The 19,161-nt window shown below is 74.4% G+C and carries 13 protein-coding genes; 1 reads left to right on the forward strand and 12 read right to left on the reverse strand.

What is annotated here, in order from left to right:
- Window positions 1–62: 62 nt before the first annotated feature.
- The 11 genes from rpsG to BR85_RS10795 all read right to left on the reverse strand — a co-directional run bounded on the left by rpsG (window position 63) and on the right by BR85_RS10795 (window position 17,732).
- Window positions 63–533, reverse strand: a complete 471-nt coding sequence (rpsG, locus tag BR85_RS10745) for a 30S ribosomal protein S7 (protein ID WP_028496536.1) — start codon at window positions 531–533, stop codon at window positions 63–65.
- Between the two features lie 5 nt (window positions 534–538).
- Window positions 539–907: a 30S ribosomal protein S12 gene (gene rpsL, locus BR85_RS10750; RefSeq protein WP_013584051.1), complete on the reverse strand. Its 369-nt coding sequence runs from the start codon at window positions 905–907 to the stop codon at window positions 539–541.
- A gap of 258 nt (window positions 908–1,165) precedes the next feature.
- Window positions 1,166–2,605, reverse strand: a complete 1,440-nt coding sequence (locus tag BR85_RS10755; RefSeq protein ID WP_028496537.1) for a DUF5684 domain-containing protein — start codon at window positions 2,603–2,605, stop codon at window positions 1,166–1,168.
- Window positions 2,602–5,040 (reverse strand): transglutaminase domain-containing protein, encoded by a 2,439-nt coding sequence (locus tag BR85_RS10760; RefSeq protein ID WP_092896989.1) that lies wholly within the window; start codon window positions 5,038–5,040, stop codon window positions 2,602–2,604. Before BR85_RS10760 ends, BR85_RS10755 begins: the two co-directional genes overlap by 4 nt.
- Complete coding sequence (locus BR85_RS10765; RefSeq protein WP_028496539.1) at window positions 5,037–6,407, reverse strand: DUF58 domain-containing protein; 1,371 nt, start codon at window positions 6,405–6,407, stop codon at window positions 5,037–5,039. The genes BR85_RS10760 and BR85_RS10765 overlap by 4 nt, the downstream gene beginning before the upstream one ends.
- Window positions 6,404–7,369: an AAA family ATPase gene (locus tag BR85_RS10770; protein ID WP_028496540.1), complete on the reverse strand. Its 966-nt coding sequence runs from the start codon at window positions 7,367–7,369 to the stop codon at window positions 6,404–6,406. The genes BR85_RS10765 and BR85_RS10770 overlap by 4 nt, the downstream gene beginning before the upstream one ends.
- 16 nt (window positions 7,370–7,385) lie before the next feature.
- Complete coding sequence (locus tag BR85_RS10775; protein WP_028496541.1) at window positions 7,386–13,301, reverse strand: Ig-like domain-containing protein; 5,916 nt, start codon at window positions 13,299–13,301, stop codon at window positions 7,386–7,388.
- Window positions 13,301–14,422 carry a serine/threonine-protein kinase gene (locus BR85_RS10780; protein WP_028496542.1) on the reverse strand — a complete coding sequence of 374 codons (1,122 nt, stop codon included), beginning with the start codon at window positions 14,420–14,422 and terminating at the stop codon, window positions 13,301–13,303. The genes BR85_RS10775 and BR85_RS10780 overlap by 1 nt, the downstream gene beginning before the upstream one ends.
- 126 nt (window positions 14,423–14,548) lie before the next feature.
- Window positions 14,549–15,214, reverse strand: a complete 666-nt coding sequence (locus BR85_RS10785; RefSeq protein ID WP_028496543.1) for a hypothetical protein — start codon at window positions 15,212–15,214, stop codon at window positions 14,549–14,551.
- A 993-nt stretch (window positions 15,215–16,207) separates the two neighbouring features.
- Window positions 16,208–16,681, reverse strand: a complete 474-nt coding sequence (locus BR85_RS10790) for a hypothetical protein (RefSeq protein ID WP_028496544.1) — start codon at window positions 16,679–16,681, stop codon at window positions 16,208–16,210.
- A 4-nt stretch (window positions 16,682–16,685) separates the two neighbouring features.
- Entirely contained in the window at window positions 16,686–17,732 is a 1,047-nt protein-coding gene (locus BR85_RS10795) for an ABC transporter (protein ID WP_028496545.1), read from the reverse strand.
- Window positions 17,733–17,901: 169 nt separating this feature from the next.
- Here BR85_RS10795 and BR85_RS10800 point away from each other — a divergent pair, with 169 nt between their 5' ends.
- Complete coding sequence (locus tag BR85_RS10800; RefSeq protein WP_028496546.1) at window positions 17,902–18,525, forward strand: hypothetical protein; 624 nt, start codon at window positions 17,902–17,904, stop codon at window positions 18,523–18,525.
- Here BR85_RS10800 and BR85_RS10805 read toward each other — a convergent pair.
- Window positions 18,522–19,121 (reverse strand): hypothetical protein, encoded by a 600-nt coding sequence (locus BR85_RS10805; protein WP_028496547.1) that lies wholly within the window; start codon window positions 19,119–19,121, stop codon window positions 18,522–18,524. The two genes, BR85_RS10800 and BR85_RS10805, sit on opposite strands and share 4 nt — an antisense overlap.
- Window positions 19,122–19,161 lie beyond the last annotated feature (40 nt).

The raw sequence follows: 19,161 nt of genomic DNA on the forward strand, positions 1-19,161 counted from the left end.
GTGACGGATGTCGCGGGGCGACCGGCCGGCGGGGTGCGCCGGCCGGTCGCCGATTCGCCGGTTTACCAGCGGTAGTGCGCGAAGGCGCGGTTCGACTCGGCCATCTTGTGGGTGTCCTCGCGGCGCTTGACCGCGGCACCCAGGCCGTTCGAGGCGTCGAGGATCTCGTTCTGCAGACGCTCGGTCATCGTCTTCTCGCGACGGCCCTTCGCGTAGGAGACGAGCCAGCGCAGCGCGAGCGTGTTCGCGCGGTGCGGCTTGACCTCGACCGGAACCTGGTAGGTCGAGCCGCCGACGCGGCGGCTCTTGACCTCGAGGGTGGGGCGGACGTTGTCGAGCGCCTTCTTGAGCGTCGCGACGGCGTCCTGGCCGTTCTTGGCCTCGACGCCGGTGAGGGCGCCGTAGACGATGGCCTCGGCGATCGACTTCTTGCCGTCGACGAGGATCTTGTTCACCAGCTGGGTGACGATCGGAGCGCCGTAGACCGGGTCGTTGACGACGACGCGGCGAGGTGCGGGTCCCTTACGAGGCATGTTCCTTAACCCTTCTTCGCGCCGTAGCGGCTGCGAGCCTGCTTACGGTTCTTGACGGCCTGGGTGTCCAGGGCGCCGCGGACGATCTTGTATCGCACACCCGGGAGGTCCTTGACACGGCCGCCGCGGACGAGCACGAGCGAGTGCTCCTGCAGGTTGTGGCCCTCGCCGGGGATGTAGGCGGTGACCTCGGTGCCGTTGCGGAGCTTGACACGGGCGACCTTGCGCATGGCCGAGTTCGGCTTCTTGGGCGTGGTCGTGTAGACGCGGGTGCAGACCCCGGCCTGCTGCGGGTTCGACTTCAGTGCCGGCGCCTTGGTCTTCGAGACCTTCGGCGAACGGCCCTTGCGAACCAACTGCTGAATGGTTGGCACGTTCTCTCCTTGTGAATGCTGCACGGTGACAGCGTCGTGGTTTCACCACAGATCCACCGGCGCAGCGCGAACGCGCCGTGCTTTCGTGGTGGATATGCCGTGGGGGTGATCTGTTCGCAGATCATTCCCTGAGATGCGGCGCCTCGGTCTCCCTGCCTGGCGACTCGGCTCGGGGCCGAGGCGCGACGCAGGGCGCGCGTGAGCGCACACCCGGTCAATCATACGCTCCCCGCGGGAGGCGGTCAAACGAGGGCGGGGTCAGCGGTCCGCGCGCGCGAGCGTGACCTGCGCGTCGCCGAGGCGGAACCGATCGCCGGCGGGGACCGGCGAGCCCGGGCCGATCTCCTCCTCGGTGCCCATGAGCGTCGGGATCAGGACCCCGTTGGTCGAATGCAGGTCGGTCACGTGCCACCCGTCGCCCTTCAGCTCGAGTCGCGCGTGGGTCTTCGAGACGGTGCGGGTGCGGTCGTCCACGACGACGAGCTGCGCCCGCGGAAACGCCGGGTCGGGCGCCGGCTGGCGACCGAGGATCACGACATCCGCGACGAGCGCGACGGTGCGCCCGGCGGCGGTCAGCTTCCAGGTCGGCCGGCGGCGGCGCGCGATGACGGTCTGCTCGGCGTCGTCGTCGTCATCCTCGCCTTCCGGCTCGGGCGGGCGCTGCTGCGCGGACACCGACCGCCGGGCGGACAGCGGGGTCCCCGCGGCCGGGGAGCCCACGACGGCGGAGACCTCGCCGGACATCTCCGGGAAGGCGTCCGGGTCGTACTCCGCCGAGCGCGCGGGCGCCCATGCGGGCGGCGGCGCCGCGGGATCGGTCGCGGGCACGCGGGTCACGGGCGCGTCGCCGTGGATGCTCGGGACGGCGGATTTCCGGCCCGGCACGAAGGTGATGGGGCCCGCGGCGGGGGACACTGGCGGCGGGGTGTACGGGCGGGCGGAGGCCGCGCTCGGCGGGAACGGGGACGGGTGCACCGCGGAGACCTCGTCGACCTCGGACGGCCACGACGTGTCGTCGCGCGCCGCGGCCACGGGTGCGGGGGGCGTGCGGCGCTCCGCGGCGGCGGCGTCGTCGGCGCCGGGCGCGATGGGGGCGGGCGCGTTGGGGCCGGGCACGATGGGGGTGGGCGCGATGGGGCCGGGCACGATGGCGATGGGCGCGGTCGGCGGGCGCCACGCCTGGGCGGGCTCCTCCGCGTCGCCCGCGGGCGCGAAGGCGGCAGCGGGCGCTCCGGGTGCGGTCGCCGGGTCGGCGACGGACGGGACGGGCGGGACGGCCCGCGACCCCGCCGGCGGGGCCGCGGAGGCGGCGGCGCGCGCGCCGAGCCAGCGGGACGGCCCGAACCCGAGGATGCTGGCCCAGACGACGAACAGCACGGCGGCGAGCACCGTCATCTCCGTGCCGTAGCCGAAGCCCGGGTTGAGGCGGTGCGCCGCGACGGTCTGCAGCACCCACAGGGCGAGCGGACCGACGAGCGGCAGGAACACGAGCAGGACGAGCCAGGGGTTCAGACCGCCCCAGCGCAGGACGGTCGCCTGGTTCAGGAGGGGCACCCAGCCCTTCCACGGCTCCTCGCCCATCTTCCGGAACATCGCGGCCAGCGCCAGCGCGGTCCACACGTACAGGGCGACGCCGATCGCGAGCGAGAGGAGGCCCAGGAGGGGCGTCAGCGAGTCATCCAGGAGCGGGCTGATCATGGTTCGGTCCGGCGGCCTGCGGGCCGACGGCTCCCCCTCTCGGTTGTCTGGGCGCGGGTCCCGCCGAGGCGGGCGAACGATCTCAACGATACGGCGGCGAGCCAGCGGCGCCAGAGACCGGTCGCCATCCCGCGGCGCTCGGTCTCGACGATGCGCCAGAACTCGTCGGCTTCGGCGGGGGTGATCCCCACCGGCGAGAAGACGGCCTGGTCGGCGGCTTCGGCGAGGACGGTCCCGGAGGGCGTCGCGAGAACCCCTGCGGCCTCCGTCCGGGTGAGGTGCCCGGGGGTCGCGCGGCCGGCGTCGGCGGCGGCATCCACGTACTCCTCCCAGCCGCCCGCGACGCGGGCGACGGGATCCTCCGCGCGGCGGCGGCCGCGGCGGCGCAGCGCCTTCGCGGCGACGATGAGCAGCAGCGGCCCGACGAGGATCGTGAGGACGCTGACCCCCACGCCCAGCCCGCGCAGGGTCGCCCACAGCCAGGTGAGGTCGAGGGCCGGGTCGCCGCGGTCGGCGCGGGTGGTGTCGTCCTGGCCGGGGCGCGGCGGCACGACCTCCTCGACGACGTCGGGGCGGACCTCCGTCGCGACGCGCGGGTCGCGCTGCTCGGCGACCTGCAGCGACGGCGGCTGAGTGTGCTGGGGCGTCACGTCGACGGCGATCCACTCCCCCGCCGACGAGCGCACCTCCACCCACGCGGCGAGGTCGCCCGAGCGGCAGACGCCGTCCGTGCAGACGGGGAGCCCGGGTTCGGCGGTCAGCCGCGCGCCGTACACGATCCGAGCGGGGAAGCCGAGCTCCTGGGCGATCAGCGCCACCGCGACGGAGAACTGCTCGTCGTCGCCGATCGCCGCCACGAGGCCGCCGTCGACCTCGTTCTCGCGCTCCAGCAGCGCCTCGAACATGTCGTCGACGCGTCCGAGCGAGTGGCCCGAGGTGGAGGGCACGAACCGGTAGCCGTCCAGGCGCCCCATCCACGCGGTGTCGGTCTCGTCGGTCAGGGCGTGGCTGAGGTAGCCGCGGGTGCGCAGCAGGTCGACGAGCGCCTGCAGCGCCGCCCCGCCCGTGCCGGCGGCGTGCTCGTCGACCCAGCGGCGCAGGCTCGTGGGCGCCTCGACCTGGGATGTCACGCCGCCCGGCGCGGCGGCCTCGGCGAGGGTCGTCGCCGGGACCTCGGTCCCGCGGAGGCGGTAGCTGTCGCCCTCCCGCCATCCCGCCGTCTGCACGGCCGCCCCGAGCTCGGCGCTGTAGTAGAAGCCGTCCGCCAGCGTCGCGGCGCGGGGGGCGTCGAACCGCGCCGAGGCGAGCGCCCCGATCGTCGGCATCCAGATCCCGGTCAGCGAGCCGGCCTCCACGACGGCGTCGACGGCATCGCCGGGACCGGGGTCGCGCATGGCCGGGACGCGCGCGAAGCGGCCCCCGGCGCCCGACGAGCCGGTGCGGAACACGGCGCCGTCGTAGGTGTCCAGGGTCGCCAGCCGGATCCGATCGGGGAGGGCGGGGCCGGTGACGGTGAAGACGACGTCGTCGATCGCGTCGTCGGTGAAGAGCGTGCGGTACGCGGCGAGCGGGCTGAGCGCCCGCGACAGCTCGACCTCCGGGCCGACGGCGTCGCGGAGGACGTGCCGGTCGGCGGACTGCGCCGCCCCGGGGACGACGAGGGCGACGCCGAGCGCGGCCACCGCGACCATCCCGACGCCGAGCGCCGCGCGCCGGGCGTCCGCGCGCGAGCGGCGGCGGAGCCGCCCGCCGCCGGCATGCGCCGCACGCTGCAGCGCGTCCTGCCGCTCGTGCCGGCCGCGCCAGGCGAGCCACAGGACGCTCGCGAGCAGCGCCGCGACGCCGACGATCGTCTCGGCGGGTGCGGCGATCGTGAGGGGTCCGAAGTCCCACGGTCCGCTGACGGACCGGCGGCCGAAGATCAGCCCGAACCCGGTCATCGCGAGGGCCATGGGGACGGCCGCGTAGGCGATGCGACGGTGCTGCCACGCCAGCTGCAGCGCGACGCAGGTGCCGCAGAGGAAGACCACGAGCGCGGGTACGAGAAGGTTCCGGTACGAGCCGACCGGCAGAGGGACCGTCAGCAGGTCCTTCCACCCGACGACGACCCCCGCGGCCAGCTCCCCCAGGCCGCGCAGCAGCTCTCCGGAACTGCCGGTGCGCCCCGGGACGGCGAGCGGGACGCCGACGATCAGCAGCGTGAGGGCCAGCAGGCCCGCGGTCGCCCAGCCGCTCCAGCCGCGACGGGCGATGAGCACGGCGAGCGCGGCACCCAGCAGCGACCCGGTGCCGACGACGAGGACGAACGCCGGGGCGCGGTAGATCGGCCAGGCCGCCACGGCCGCCAGAAGGATCATGACGATGACGTATGCGGTGCCGGCGACGTAGCGGCCGCGCCATTCCTCGGGCGCTGCGGCGTGGCGCGGGCCGCTCACGACGTCGCCGATCGGAGGAGGAGGCCCGCGAGGTCGTCGAGGGTGCCCACCGTGATGGCCGTGAACGGGCCGAAGACCTGGGAGCGCGGATGCGCCTGCTCGTCGCACACCACGACGAGCAGCGCCGTGTCGGCGGGGAACGCGAGCGCGGCGCGGCGCAGCCGCGCGGGGCCGCCTGTCGATCCCGTGACGATCACCGCGATGGAGAGCCGCTCGTTCGCCTCGGCCGTCAGCCGGCAGACGTCCTCGAGGGCCATCGTGTTGGCGAGGCGCGCCACGCCGCTGAACCCGTCCAGGAGCGGCCGGGGCGCCCCAGACGGGATATGCCGGATGGCGCGCAGGCGGCCGCGCACGACGCGCGGGATCTCGGCACCGACGACGATGTCGAGGTCTCGCGCGTCCTGCACGGCGCGGACGGACAGGGACGCGGCGCAGCTGACGGCGAGCTCGAACTCGTCCGCGGACGCGTACTCCGCTTCGGCGAGCCCGAGGACGACGGCCATGCGGGAGCGGCGGGATTCCTCGTACTGCCGCACCATGAGCCGGCCGGTCTTGGCGGTGGACTTCCAGTGGATCTGCCGACGGGCGTCGCCGGGCGCATACTCGCGGATCGCGTGGAAGCTCATGTCGGCATCCACGAGCCGCCGCGTCGGGCTGCCGTCGAGGTCGCGGATGAGCCCGGCGCTCGTGGACGGCAGCGCGACGGTCCGCGGATGCACGTACAGGTCGTGCCGGTCCTCGAACGCGCGCTCCCGGCGGAGCAGGCCGATGGGGTCGGAGCGCACCGTCGTCGCGGGACCCACCGGCACGATCCCCCGCGGCTGCGGCGGGATGTCGAACGCGTGCACGATCTCCTGCCCGGGACGCAGCATCGGCACCCCGAACTCGACCAGCCCGGCGTCCACGGGCACGTCGATGCGTCCCGGCAGCGCGACACGGGACCCCGCGTTGCGGACGACCACGTGGGCGGCGACGCCGGTCCCGGCGACGACGCGCTCGTGCGCGAGCGCCAGGTCGATGTCGTACGCGCGGGCGCCGAAGAGGAACGGGACCGTCATCGCGAGCAGCACGAGCGCGACGACGCCCGCGGCGATCCACTCGACCCAGCCCAGCGCGAGGCCCGCGGTCAGCCCGACGGTCGCGGCCAGGAGGACGAGCGCCCCCGCGGGCCGCACCGTGCGCCCCGCCGCGGCAGCGGTCAGGCGCGCCGCGCGCCGCAGCATCCGCCACAGCCCGGTCGCCCACACGGCGAGGCCGACGAGCGCGCGGGAGCGCGGGGTGGTCACCTCGGTGCGCTCCCCCGACCCCGTCGAGGTGAGCGTGCGGGTCACCCGGCTGTCGGTCCCGCGCTGATCGAGGCTCGTCACGGTATGTCTCGGCGGGTCGGGGGTGGGACGTCGAGGAGCACCTGGCCGATGACGGCCTCCTGCGTGACCCCGTCGAACTCGGCTTCGGGATGCAGGATCAGGCGGTGCGACAGCACGGCGACGGCGAGGCGCTTGACGTCGTCGGGGGTCGCGTAGGTGCGTCCCCGCGCGGCGGCGCTCGCGCGGGCCGCGCGGGTGAGGGCGAGCGCCCCCCGGATGCTGACACCCAGGCGCACCTCGTCGGCGGAGCGCGTCGCCTCCACGAGCCGGGCGATGTAATCCAGGACCAGCGCGTCGGCATAGACGTCCGCCGCGAGCTCCGTCATCCCCACCAGCGCGGCGGGCGTGACGACGGGCGGGAGGTCGTCGGTCGCGACGGCCGCGCGGTCGAGGATCCGCACCGTCGCGGCGTGGTCCGGGTAGCCGAGCGACGTGCGCATGAGGAAGCGGTCGAGCTGGGCCTCGGGAAGCCGGTACGTGCCCGCCTGTTCGATGGGGTTCTGCGTCGCGAGCACGAGGAAGGGACGCCCCACCGCGCGGGTCACGCCGTCGATCGTGACCCGCGACTCCTCCATGACCTCCAGCAGCGCCGCCTGGGTCTTGGGGCTCGCCCGGTTGATCTCGTCGGCGAGCACGATGTTCGCGAACACGGGCCCGGCGTGGAAGTCGAAGGCGCCGGTCTTCTGGTCGTACACCGTGATGCCGGTGATGTCGCCCGGCAGCAGGTCGGGCGTGAACTGGATGCGGGTCGTGGTGCCCTGGACGGACTGCGCGACGGCGCGGGCCAGCGAGGTCTTGCCGGTGCCCGGGACGTCCTCCAGCAGCACGTGCCCCTCGCTGAGCATCGCGGTCAGGATCAGCTCCACGACATGACGCTTGCCGAGCACGGCGCGCTCGACGTTGTCGGCCAGCTGGCCGAAGGTCTGCGCGAACCAGGTCGCCTGCTCCTGCGTGATGGTCATTCGTCGTCCTCGTCTGTCAGTCGCCGGGGGGAGGCGATGGGGCAGGGCTGCAGGTGGCGGAGAACTCGGCTGCCGCCGGACGCAGACCCCAGCCGCGTTCCACCCAGTCCACCACGACCCCGATGCCGGTGACGCGCACCGCGGCGTCCGGGACGATCCAGGGGTCGGTGCCGGGGGCGAGCTCGGCGCCGGCCGCGTCGTAGTACCGCATGCCGACGGCGGTGAAGTCGACTCGTGCGAGGGAGTCCGTCGACGCGGCCTGCGGCACGAGGCGGGCACCGCCGTTGCAGGCGTCGACCCACCAGCGCGCCTGCACCTGGTAGGGGGCGCTGCCGCGCGCGGGGGTCACCGCGCCCCACGCGGACTGCCACCACCCGGAGACGTGCTCGTAGCGGACCGTGATGCCCGGGTCGGTGTCGAAGACGCCCGAGGGGTAGCCGCGGAAGGCGGCGACATTGTCATAGGGCGGGGTCTCCCGCGATGTGGGGACGGAGTCGATCGTCCACCGGGCGCGCTGACCGTCCACATGCGGCGTCGGCCCGACGACGAAGGTGAAGCCCTCCGGGGCGGCCGTGGACTGCACGGCGCGCACTTCCGCGGTGGTCGTCGAGCGCCCGAAGGACCGGCCGTCGAACCACGACTCGACGCACAGGACGAAGGTGTAGAGGCGTCCGTCGGGGAGCCCGCGGAACTCCGCGGTGCGCCCGCCGGGGGAGGCGACGCACGGCTGACCGTCCCGCACGATCCCCCAGCGAAGCTCGGACCCGTCGCCGTTCAGGCTCGCCGAGCCCACTGCGGAGACATCGGTCCGCCCGCCGCCCGCGGCCGTCGCCGTCAGCGCGAGCCCGAGGTCGACCGGCGCGCCGATGCCGCTGGCGCTGGCCGTGAGGGATTCGATGACGGGGGCGGCGCCGGCGACCGGCGGCACCTCGAAGCGGGAGCGCGGGGTCACCGTGATGGGTGTCGCCGTGTTCGCGCCCACCCGGAACGACGGGACGGTCACCGCGGTCTGCCCCTCCGCGACGGCCACCGTGATGGTCTCGCCGGCAGGGCTGGCGATCTGGAGCGACCCCGTGTCGGAGGCATCCACGCCCGTGATGGCGAGCGACACGAGGCCGCCCTCGCCACTCGTGACGAGCGGGGCCGCGGTGACCGCGCGCGGCGGCACCGGCGGGTCGTACGCCCAGGCGACCGTGCGGACGGACGTCCGCGAGACGCCGACGGCGTTGACGGCCACGACCTCGAATTCGCGCCGCTCCCCGTTCGGCGCGGTCAGGGCGGGGCAGACGCCGGCGTCCGTGCACTGCGCCACGACCACCCCGCCGTGACGCACTTCGAAGCCGCGGAGCGCGGGATAGGCGCTGCGCGCGGCGCCGGGGTCGACGCGCAGGGTGAGGGAGGCGTCGCCGTAGGCGGATTGGACGACGCTCGCCGGCGCCTGCGGGTACCCCTGCAGGTCGAGGAGGATGGCGCCGTCGCGCTCCCCGGCGCTCAGCCGGTCCTGCGCGTCGCGGACCGAGAAGGAGGCTGCGCAGGTCGCGCCGGGCGCGTCCGCGGTCCAGGAGGCGGTGACCGTGCGCGCCGAGGCGACGGTGAAGGTGACCCCCGTGCAGACGCCGCGGGGGGCGACGGCCACGACTTCGAGCGGGGTGGAGGGCAGCGGGTTGACCTCGCCGGCCGCGCCGATCACCGTGATGGTGCACTGGGTCCCGCTGGACTGGCTGCACAGCTGCTGCACCGTGCCGCCCTGCGGCAGCACGGAGGGCGCGGCGCCGACCCGCAGGATCATGCGCGCGGGCGGAACGCCGGCGTGGCTCAGGACCTCGACCGTCACGTACTCCGACGTGCCGGGTCGGGCGTCGTCGCGTGCCGCGACGGTGAGCACGGCGCCGCGGAGCTCGATGTCGAACGAGGCGGCGGTGTCCTCGACGCGGTACTCGATCGCCTCCGCGCGTCCCTGCCAGGTCGTGAGCTCGCCGAGGTCGTAGGTCTGCGACTCCCCCGGTGCGACCGTCATGGAGGCGGGGCTGAGCGTCGGCTGCGGGTCGAGGGGCGTCACGGTGACGGGCACCGGCAGCACGGTCCAGCCGCCCTGACCGGCGAGACGCACCGACACGAGGCAGGCGTCCGTCCACGGCGCCCCCTCCCCGGCCGTGTAGCGCACCGTCGTGCCCCGCACCCGTTCGCAGACGGCGGCCGCGCGCGCGCCGGACGCGCGCACGTCGCCGATCTCGAGGTCGGTGCCGCGGGGGCGGGCGACGAGGTCGGCCATGTCGGCCGTCTCCGCCTCGCCCTCCCCGACGACGAGCGGCGGGATGCCGGAGCGGAGCGTCAGCGGCGGGTCGGCCTCGGCCGGCAGGCGCAGGAAGGCGTAGGTCGTGACGGGCCCGTCGGATGTCTGCCCCGTGACGGAGAACGGGATGATGCGCGCCTGCTCGGTGAGCTCGCCCCGCAGGCGATCGCCGTCGACCTCGACGCCGCGCGGCGACCGCCACAGCCCGAGCGCGAGCTCGTCCACCTCGCCGCCGGACCAGGTCACCTTGCCGCCGAGCACATCCACGCCGGTCGCGAAGTCCTCACGGTCCTCGACGGTGAGGACGGTGTCGGCCACGATCGGGTAGTCCGGCACACGCTCCCGGACGACGCGCACGACGATGAGACCCCGTGCGGTGTTGCGCGAGGACGACTCGACGTCGTACAGGAAGGCCATCGTGGTCGGTTCGGTCCCCGCGGCGATGGTGACGGTGTCGTCGGTGACGGAGAGGATGCGGCTCTCCAGCAGCGCGTACTCCTCGGAGGGCGTTCCATCGGCCGCGGCAGCGGGGACGTCCGGTCGCACGTCCGTGAGCGTCAGCTTCCCCCGCATGGGGTCGAGGTCGTTGGACAGGGGCCGGACGTGGATGACGTTGCCGTCGCCCTGCTGGACGTGCACGTAGTCGGTGTAGGTCACCGGTCCCGGGTTGGCATCCCCGGTGAGCACGCCGACCCGCACCGTCGCCTCGCCGGTCGCGCCGGCGGCGTCCACGACGCGGTAGCGGAAGGAGTGCTGACCGCTGTCGCCGGCCACGCTCGTGTAGACGATCGATGCGCCGTCCGCCGAGATGGCGGCCGACCCCACATCGGGCTGGTCGACGATACGGTCCAGGCGCACGACGTCGCCGTCGGGATCCATCCCGAATCCGTCGAACGGGATGGTCGAGGACAGCCCGCTGACGACCCGGCCGGACAGGTTCGCGGGCAGCGGGGGACGGTTCGCATCGTCGGCGAGCGCGCGGATACGCACGGTGGCGGTGTCGGTCAGGGTCGGGGAACCGGTCGTGAAGACGTCGTACTCGACGGTGTAGGTGCCGGGCGTGGTGGGCGCGAGGTAGCGGAGCAGGTCGCCGGATGCGAACGCCAGGGCGCCCTCACTGGAGGACACGACCGACTCCGGGTCGATGCGGGGGCGGGCCCCCGACGGCGCGAAGTCGTTGGCGAGCACGGGGATGTCGACCTGCGACCCGGCCCGGACGACGACGGTGTCGTCGACGGCGATGGGGGCGATCTCCGGAGGCGGGGGCAGCAGGTAGACCGTCGCGAGCCCCTCCACCGACGCACCCTCGTCGTTCGTGCCGTCGCTGACCCGGTAGGCGACGGTGCCGAGGAGCCCCGGCTCCGCCGTCGCGGTCGTGCCGGAGACCCGCAGCTGGCTCTGCGCGACGGCATCCACCGACAGGGTCGCCCCCGGTGCCGGGAACGCCACGACGTCGCTCAGCAGCAGCACCCGCCGCGTGGGATTGGACACGGCGGCGAACACGTCGACGGTCGCGTCGGCCTGCGGGCGGACGAACGCGATGACGGGTGCGGTGGACAGCTGGGCGGGGGCGTCCGCGGGGAGCAGCGTGATGCGGGCGGTGCCGGTCGCCTCGCCGCCGCCGACGGCGACGGTGAGCGCCACCCGGTACGTGCCCGGCTCGGTCGTCGAGAAGTCGAACTGCGTCGTGCCGCCGACGACGGTGGCGGTCGCGGCGGCGTCGTCGAGCACGCGGGCGGCCGTCAGCGTCATCTCCCCCGCCGCGCCGGTCACATGCGGCGCGACGTCCACGGTGAGGCGCGAGCCGGCGATGTCGACGACGGCGAAGGACTGCACCGTCGGCTCCGGTTCGCCGACGACGCGGATGACGAGCGTCCGCGTCGCGCTCGCACCGTGCGTGTCCGACACCGTGTAGCTGAGGGTGATGCTCTCGTCCCGGCCGGTCGCGTCGCTGTGCTGGTAGACGAGCTCGCCGCTCGGAACCCACGCCACCTTGCCGATGCCGGAGGTGTTCACGACGCTGCTCAGCAGCATGGCGTCGCCTTCGGGGTCGACCCAGTCGGTGAGGACGGGCAGCGTGAGCGTCCCGCCGCGGGGCAGCTGCGGCGTCACGGCGCTCTGCCGGCATCCCGGGACTCCGCACCAGACCGGCGCGGAGTTGGCGGCCTCCGCCGCGACGGTGAGCGTCACGCTCGCGGGCTCGGAGGTGAGGCCCTTCTCGGCGGTCCCGTCCGAGACGGCGTAGGAGAAGGTCGCCGTGCCGCGCGCGTCGGACGCGACGCGCACCGCGAGGCGCTGGCGGTCATCGGTGGTGGTCAGGACGCCGAAACCCGGGTCGAGGCCCGTCACGGAGGTCGGGTCGACGGCGAGGACATCCTCGTTGGGGTCGTGGTCGTTCAGCAGCACGGGCAGCGGCACCAGCGCACCCGGGCGGACGCCGAACGCGTCGGGGACCGCGACCGGCGGCCGCGGGTCGATGACGGCCGGCGGCTCCTCCTCGCTGGTCTCGGCGGCCGTCTCGGTCACCTTCTCGATGTCCCAGCGCTGACTGGAGGGCAGGAGCCGGGCATCCTCCACGGTCCACACCCACCCGGACCGGGCGTCGTTGAGCACGAGGGCGTCACCGGTGTCGAGGAAGACGGGGCGACGCTGCGGACCGAGCTCCGCCCCGGCGTACTCGAGGGGACGGATCCGTCCGGCGTCCCACAGCGCGCCGGGCCCCGCGCCTTCCGGAAGCCAGGCGGCGTACACCCCGCCGTCCCGGATGACGGGGCGGGCGGGCGTCCCCCGCACCGTGGTTCCGGGAGGCACGATCTGCTCGGTGCCGCCGTCGACGCCGACCCGCACGAGGCTGCTCTGATCCGCGAGATACACGGCGTCGCCGTCCGGGTCGGGACGGCTCAGCACGACCGCGCCCTGCGTCGGGGCCTGCCCGCCCTCGTCGGCGCCGCGGACCCAGAACCGCCCGTCGCCGGCGTCGACGAGGACCCAGTCCTCACCGGCCGCGGTCAGCGCCGGAAGATCCGGGTCGGCGGCGACCGGATCCTCGCCCCGCACGGTCGAGGAGACGACGTCGAAGCGCAGCACGGCATCCGCTGTCGAGGAGTAGCCGAACAGCATCCCCTCCGGGTCCACGGCGATGGCGTCCGCCGTGTACGGCACGCGGTCCTCGTCATCCGGTGACCCGAACGGGTCCACCCGGGCGAAGGACCCCGTGGAGAGCCGGCCCGCGTACACGGCGCCGGTGTCGGTGCGGTAGGCGACGAAGTCCCCCGCGCTGACCGCCTCGCGCGTCCCCGCCGGGGCGGAGTCCGCCTGCTCGAGTCCCTGCGCATCGAGGTCCACCGGCGCCGCCTCGTCGATGCGGATGACCTTGCTGTCGCTGTCGGTGAACATGTAGGCGCCGGTGTCAGCCTGCACGATGCGCGTCGGGTTGGCGACGCTTCGCACCGTGTCGAGCTCGCCGATGGCCGTGTTCACGCGGGCGTAGCGGAGGCCGTCGCTCTGCAGCACCCACACCGAGGCATCCTTCGGGGGTGTGTCCTGCGCGTCGAGGCCGGGCCACACGATGCTCATCCCGGTGACGAGCGCGACGGCGAGGGCGCTCGCGGCGAGGCCGACGACGGTGCGGCGTCGCATCAGCGCCCGCCCAGGAGGACGGCCGCGACGACGACGATCACCGCGACGACGACGGCGCCCACCGCCCACGGCCAGATCAGCCGCCGGGGCGGCGGGCCGCCGGAGATCGCGGAGTCCTCATCACGCCCGCGGGGCGGGCCCGAGTCCGTCCCGCGGCGCCGGCGGGTCTCGTGCGGCACGGTGGTGCGAACGGGACCGCGGACGCGCGCGTCGGCGAAGTCGACCTCGTCCGAGACCGGCGTCCACTCCTCGGTCGGCACCTCGAGCGGTGTCGGGGCGATGCCGAGACTCCGCTGCACATCGCGGACCGCCTCGCCGAACTCGCGGGCCGTGCGGTACCGCTGGGCGGGGTCGCGCGCCATCGCCGTCGCGAGCACGCGCTGCAGATCGTCGGGCATGTCGGGGCGCTGGACGGGGATGAAGGTGGCGCGCGCGATGCGCCGGCGGAGGTGCTCGCGGGTGTTCTGGCCGCGCTCACGGCGCTCGAACGGGCTGTGCCCGGCCAGGAGGGAGTACACGGTGGCGCCGAGGCTCCAGACCTCGCTCGCCACCGTGCCGGCGGTCTGCTCCGCGATCACCTCGGGCGCGCTCCACGGGATCGACATGGCCAGCACCTCCCCCGGGGTGTGCCGCAGCAGCGAGGCAGAGATGCCGAAGTCGGCGAGGACGGCCGCGCCGAACGTCGTGACGAGGATGTTGCTCGGCTTGATGTCGCGGTGGATGAGCCCGGCCCGGTGCGCGGACTCGAGCGCGCCAGCGAGCCGCACGGCGATCGTCATGACCTCCTCGACCGGGATCCGCTCGATGCGGTATCGCTGCGCGAGCGAGCCGGGGCAGTACTCCATGACGATGTACGGCCGTCCGTCGGCGGAGATGCCGGCCTGGTAGACCGTGACGATGGCGGGATGTGCGGACAGGTGCGCGAGGACGTCGGCCTCGGCGTTGAACATGCGGAGCAGGTCGGGGTCGCGCTCATCGGTCGGCAGCACTTTGACGGCCACGGCGCGACGGGGCATGTCCTGCTGGTAGAGGAACACGTCGGCGAAACCGCCCGATCCGAGGGGCCGCACGTAATCCAGGCCGGGGAGGATGGGCGGCGACGACGGGAGCCTCTGTGCCATGCCACCCCTCACCGGTCGACGGAAAAAGACGCTGTGCCACGCGGATGCCGGGTGGCCGTCCTCTGCGGCGAGTCCGGCCAATGCTAACAAAGGCGGGCCGCGCCGGGCGGGGCGCTGCGGGCGCGGCTACAGGTCGGGCAGCCCCGGCTCGGCGCCGGGGTCGAACGGTGCGTCGAGGGAACGCGTCAGCTCCTCGAGCATCGCCGCGATCTGCGGTTCGACGTACTGGCCCACGGCCGCCTGGATGCGCAGGCGGTGGTGCAGGAGGATGGTGCACACCTCGCGGCCGATCATGTTGGCGTAGTCGTCGGCGAGGCGCACCTCCTGGCGGAGGGCGCTCTTGGCCTCTTCGGACAGCGGGGGAAGGTCGGGCACCGCGGCCGCGGCCTCCTCGGCGAGGCCGGAGATCGTGAAGAGGAACGGCGACCCGGGCACGGGGTCGGGGTCCATGGGCAGTCCCTCGAACTCGGGGTCGAGGCCCTCGGCGGGGCGGTAGCTGCGCGCCTGGTTGCGCGCCGCCTGCTGATCGAGCTCGGCCTGCAGCATCGGGAGGTTCCGCGCCGTGTACTCGGCGACGGCGCGGTCGACGATGGTCTTCACTCGCGTGGACAGGCCGTGCTGCACGCCGTGCGGCACGTCGGCGCCGAGCCCCGCCGCCGACAGCACGGGAGACCCGAAGCAGCGGCGGCACGGGGCCACGCGGCCGCGGTGCGTCGCCGGCTCCCAGCGCGGCAGCCATTTCAGCCAGGCGTCCACCGCCTGGCTGACCTGGGTCTCGATCGACCGCTCCACGGGACCATTGTTCCGTGCGGCGCGGCGTTTCGCTGTATGCGCCGCGGAAACCGCGTCCGCGCCGCGCGCCGCCGGGGTGGGCCGGGGCGGTGGGTCGGGCGCCACGCGGCGTGGGCGGGGGCGGGGCCGCCGGGGTGGGCCGGGGCGGTGGGGCGGGCGCCACGCGGCGTGGGCGGGGCGGGCCGGGGCGGTGGGGCGGGCGCGCCGGGAGCGGTCGGAGCCGTTCGGGGCCGCGCTCGCCGGGGCGAGCGCTCGCCAGGATCTTCACCCGCGCCGAAACGCGGGTCCAGGGCGAAGACACCCGCCACTCGGCGCGGATGAATCGGCCGCGGGGTCTTCATCCGCGCCGAAACCCGGGTTGGGGGCGAGGGCACCCGCCATTCGGCGCGGGTGAATCGGCCGCGGGGCACCACACGCTCCCGGCCCCGCACTCATCCGCGCCAGATTGCGAGTGCGTGCCAGCGGGGCCCGCCATGCGGCGCGGATGAGCGAGCTCGCCGTAGCGTCCGCGGCGCCAGGCGTCGCCGCCCGGCGACCCTAAGCACTTCACCCGCGCCGAAGTGTGGGTGCGGGGCGTCGAGACCCGCCATTTGGCGCGACTGAACCTCAGCGGGGATCTTCGCCCGCGCCGAAGTGCGGGTCGGGGCGTCGCGACCCACCATTTGACGCGAGTGAGCCTGAGCCCGGATATTCATCCGCGCCGAAGTGCGGGCGCGAAGCGTGCGCACCCACCAATTGGCGCGAGTGAACCACGGCGGTGACGCTGCGCGAGAGCCCCGGCGACGCCACGCACTCACCCGCGCCGAAGTGCGGGTGCGGGGCGTCGAGACCCGCCATTTGACGCGAGTGAACCTGAGCGGGGATATTCATCCGCGCTGAAGTGCGGGTGCGACGCGTGCACACCCACCATTCGGCGCGAGCGAACCGCGGCGGGCGGCAGCGGGCAACGCCCCGGGGCGACCGAGCCACGCCGACGAGGCGCGCGGCGGCGGGTCAGGGCTCGTCGAGGTCGTCGCGCTCCCACGGCCAGCGCGGACGCTCCGCGCGCGTGCGCACGAGAGCCACGGCCGACCAGGCCGCGACGAACGCGGCCCCGGCCAGGACGAGCGCGAACCACGAGGTCGCGAATCCGCCCGCGGCGGCGAGCGCGAGCGCGGCATCCGTCCCCTGCAGCATCGCGCCCAGGCCGAAGCCCACCAGGTACGCGAGCATGGCGGCCACCGTCACCGGAAGCGCGGCGACGTACGAAGGCTGCGGGCGGCGCAGATACGCCCACAGCAGGCCGCCGAAAGCCCCCGTCGAGACCGTGAGGGCCAGGATGCCGGCGAGCTGGCCCACGCCGGGTGTCGCGATGACGTCGGCCTCGAGCAGGAGGCTCGCCATCCCGAGGCCGCCGATCGCGAGCGCGACGAACGCCACCGTCGCGAGCGCCACCGCCACCGGCGGCGCCACTCCACGGCCGGTCATGGCATCACACGCGGTGAAGCTGCGGGCCCGCCTCGAGCGTCCGCTCGTACTCGCGCTGCGCCTCGTAGTTCAGCTCGGTCACGCGCTTGCCGCGTGCCGCGACCCAGGCGCCGAACCAGATCGTCAGCTCGCGGCCGAAGACGAACGCGGCGATGGCCAGGGGCGCGAGCAGCTGGTCGTTGACGATCTCCGCGCCCTCGCTGGCGGTGAGCGTCCAGAACGGCGCCTGGAACAGCTGGCCCAGCAGGTGGCCCACGTAGGCGACGGCGCCGACGATGATCCCGAAGATCACCCAGAGACCCCAGCGGCCACGGTTGATGACCGCACCGAGGATCCAGAAGCCGAGGAAGAAGACGACGACGGGGACCCAGAACCACCACGTGGTGAGCGCGGCGAGCGCCTCCTCGCCGACGTTCTCGAGGGTGACGTCGCCCTGGATCGCGCCGAAGCCGAGCGCGGCCGCGAGGTACAGCACGGCGAAGGAGAGCGCGGCGAGCAGGCCGATGGCGCCGGCGGCGCCGCGGTTGCCGCGGGCGCGCGGGGCCTCGGGGGCCTGGACGAAGATCGGCTGGGGCGCGGGGGCGGCGACGGGCGCGACCGGCTCGCTCTCGACCGGACGGTACGTCTCGGTGGGCGCCGCGGAGGGAGCCATCGAGTAACGGTCGTCGGCGGAGGCGTCGACGGAGGAGCCGGTCGCGGCCGGGCCCGTGCGGAGGTAGTCGAGGCCGTCGTCGTCGGCGGACCGGTCGTGCGCGGCGCCGGTCGTCGCGGCGTCGCGCGTCCCGCGGTCGCCGTAGACGGCATCCTGGCGGTCGTCGTACGCGGCGCCCACGGGGCGGTCGTCACGCGCGGCGTCGGCGGCGAGGTCGTCACGGGCGGCCTCGTCGGAGCGCGCCGCAGCGGCCTGCTCCTCGGGGGTCACGGCGTCGCGCTTGGCCGCCTCGGCCTCGGCGAGACCGGCGTTGGCGCTGCCGACCACGTCATCGACGGACCGGTCGTCACGAGCGGGAGTGCTGTCGTCGACGGGCTCACCGTACTTGGGGTCGCTCATTGCGATGTGCTCCTCACGCGAAGGCGTTCGCCGCCGCACAGTGAGCGTAACGCGCCCGCCGCACACAGTCCGGGAGCCATGCCGACGTGTCGGGACGTGTCCCGTGCAGGGCCGAGCCCCGCGACGTGTCGGGGCGTCGGGTGGGAACCTCCCGCCTATCGTGGAGGACATGTCGTCCCCGTCCGCACGCCGCGCGCTCCTCGCCGCTCCGGCCGGGGCCGTGCTCCTCGCTGCGCTCCTCGCGGCCTGCGCGCCGACCCCCGAGGCGGCGCCGTCCGATGCCCCCACGACGGCCGCCGCCACCCCGACGCCGACGCCCACCGCGACGCCCACGGGCGTCCCGCCGGTCCCGTCCGGCCCCGTGCTGTCCATGACGGTGCTGCCGACGGACTGCGAGGCGATCGTCGACGACGCCGTCCGCACCCAGCTGGAGGGCGTTCCCCTGAACGACCCGGCATTCGGGGAGACCGGCGTCCTCCCGGACCGGTCGCTGCGCTGCGTCTGGGGGCAGCCCGGCGCCGACACGACGCGGCTCGAGACGACGATCAACTACGCGCCGAAGAACGACGTCCTCGACTACTTCAACGCCCGCATGGACGAAGGCTTCGTCTGCTACGAGCCGGCCGGCGGGCTCCGCTGCGAGAAGACGTGGGAGAACGCCGACTTCCCGGTCACCGACGGCCGGACGCTGTTCTACCGTGACGGCGTGCTCATCGACACGCAGTACTCGAACCTCGCGCCGACCGGCTACACGACCGCCGTCATCCGCGCGATCTGGCCGTCCGCGCTCTAATCCGCCCAGACGGCGTCCGCGACCCGCCCCGGGTAGTCCGCCGGCTGCCAGGACGTCTGGGATGTCGACAGCCACAGCCCGCCGCCGGCCTCGATCGTCTCGATGAGTTCGCCGTCGGTGCGCGTGCAGCGCGTGCGTCCGTCGGACGCGGCGCACGCGAAGCCCGCGGTGGGGAGGGCGGTCGCGGCGATCGCGCCGGCATCCGTGGCCACCTCCGCGAGCGTCGTGGAGATCTCGCCCTCCGCCGACCGCCAGGTGCAGGTCATCCGGACGGTCGGGGCGAGCGCCTCGACGAGTCCTGTCGCCGTCGTGGTCGGCAGGTCGCGCGAGGGCGTGAGCACCGAGTCCGGCGCCCAGACGAGCGAGGCCCACAGGGGCTGGCTGTACAGATCGCGGCACTCCGCGGGCGCGCCGTCCTCGGCGGGTTCGTCGCGGGCCTCCGGGGCGGATGCCGGGCCCTTCACCTGATCGCCGAGCCACGCGAGGGATGTCGGGAGCATCGGCAGCGCGAGGACGACGAGCACCGCCACGATCGCGGCGCTGATGAGCCCCACGACCCACGCGAAGATCGCATTCCTGCCGCCGACCCGGGTCATGCTCCCACGGTAGGCGCCCCGGCCCCGGCGCCCGCACCGG

Source organism: Microbacterium sp. UNCCL10 (assembly GCF_000746195.1).
Taxonomy (GTDB): domain Bacteria; phylum Actinomycetota; class Actinomycetes; order Actinomycetales; family Microbacteriaceae; genus Microbacterium; species Microbacterium saccharophilum.

Coding starts and splice junctions, on each gene's coding strand:
- rpsG (WP_028496536.1), bottom strand. CDS start 533: ATGCCTCGTAAGGGACCCGCACCTCGCCGCGTCGTCGTCAACGACCCG.
- BR85_RS10755 (WP_028496537.1), bottom strand. CDS start 2,605: ATGATCAGCCCGCTCCTGGATGACTCGCTGACGCCCCTCCTGGGCCTC.
- BR85_RS10770 (WP_028496540.1), bottom strand. CDS start 7,369: ATGACCATCACGCAGGAGCAGGCGACCTGGTTCGCGCAGACCTTCGGC.
- BR85_RS10775 (WP_028496541.1), bottom strand. CDS start 13,301: ATGCGACGCCGCACCGTCGTCGGCCTCGCCGCGAGCGCCCTCGCCGTC.
- BR85_RS10780 (WP_028496542.1), bottom strand. CDS start 14,422: ATGGCACAGAGGCTCCCGTCGTCGCCGCCCATCCTCCCCGGCCTGGAT.
- BR85_RS10790 (WP_028496544.1), bottom strand. CDS start 16,681: ATGACCGGCCGTGGAGTGGCGCCGCCGGTGGCGGTGGCGCTCGCGACG.
- BR85_RS10795 (WP_028496545.1), bottom strand. CDS start 17,732: ATGAGCGACCCCAAGTACGGTGAGCCCGTCGACGACAGCACTCCCGCT.
- BR85_RS10800 (WP_028496546.1), top strand. CDS start 17,902: ATGTCGTCCCCGTCCGCACGCCGCGCGCTCCTCGCCGCTCCGGCCGGG.
- BR85_RS10805 (WP_028496547.1), bottom strand. CDS start 19,121: ATGACCCGGGTCGGCGGCAGGAATGCGATCTTCGCGTGGGTCGTGGGG.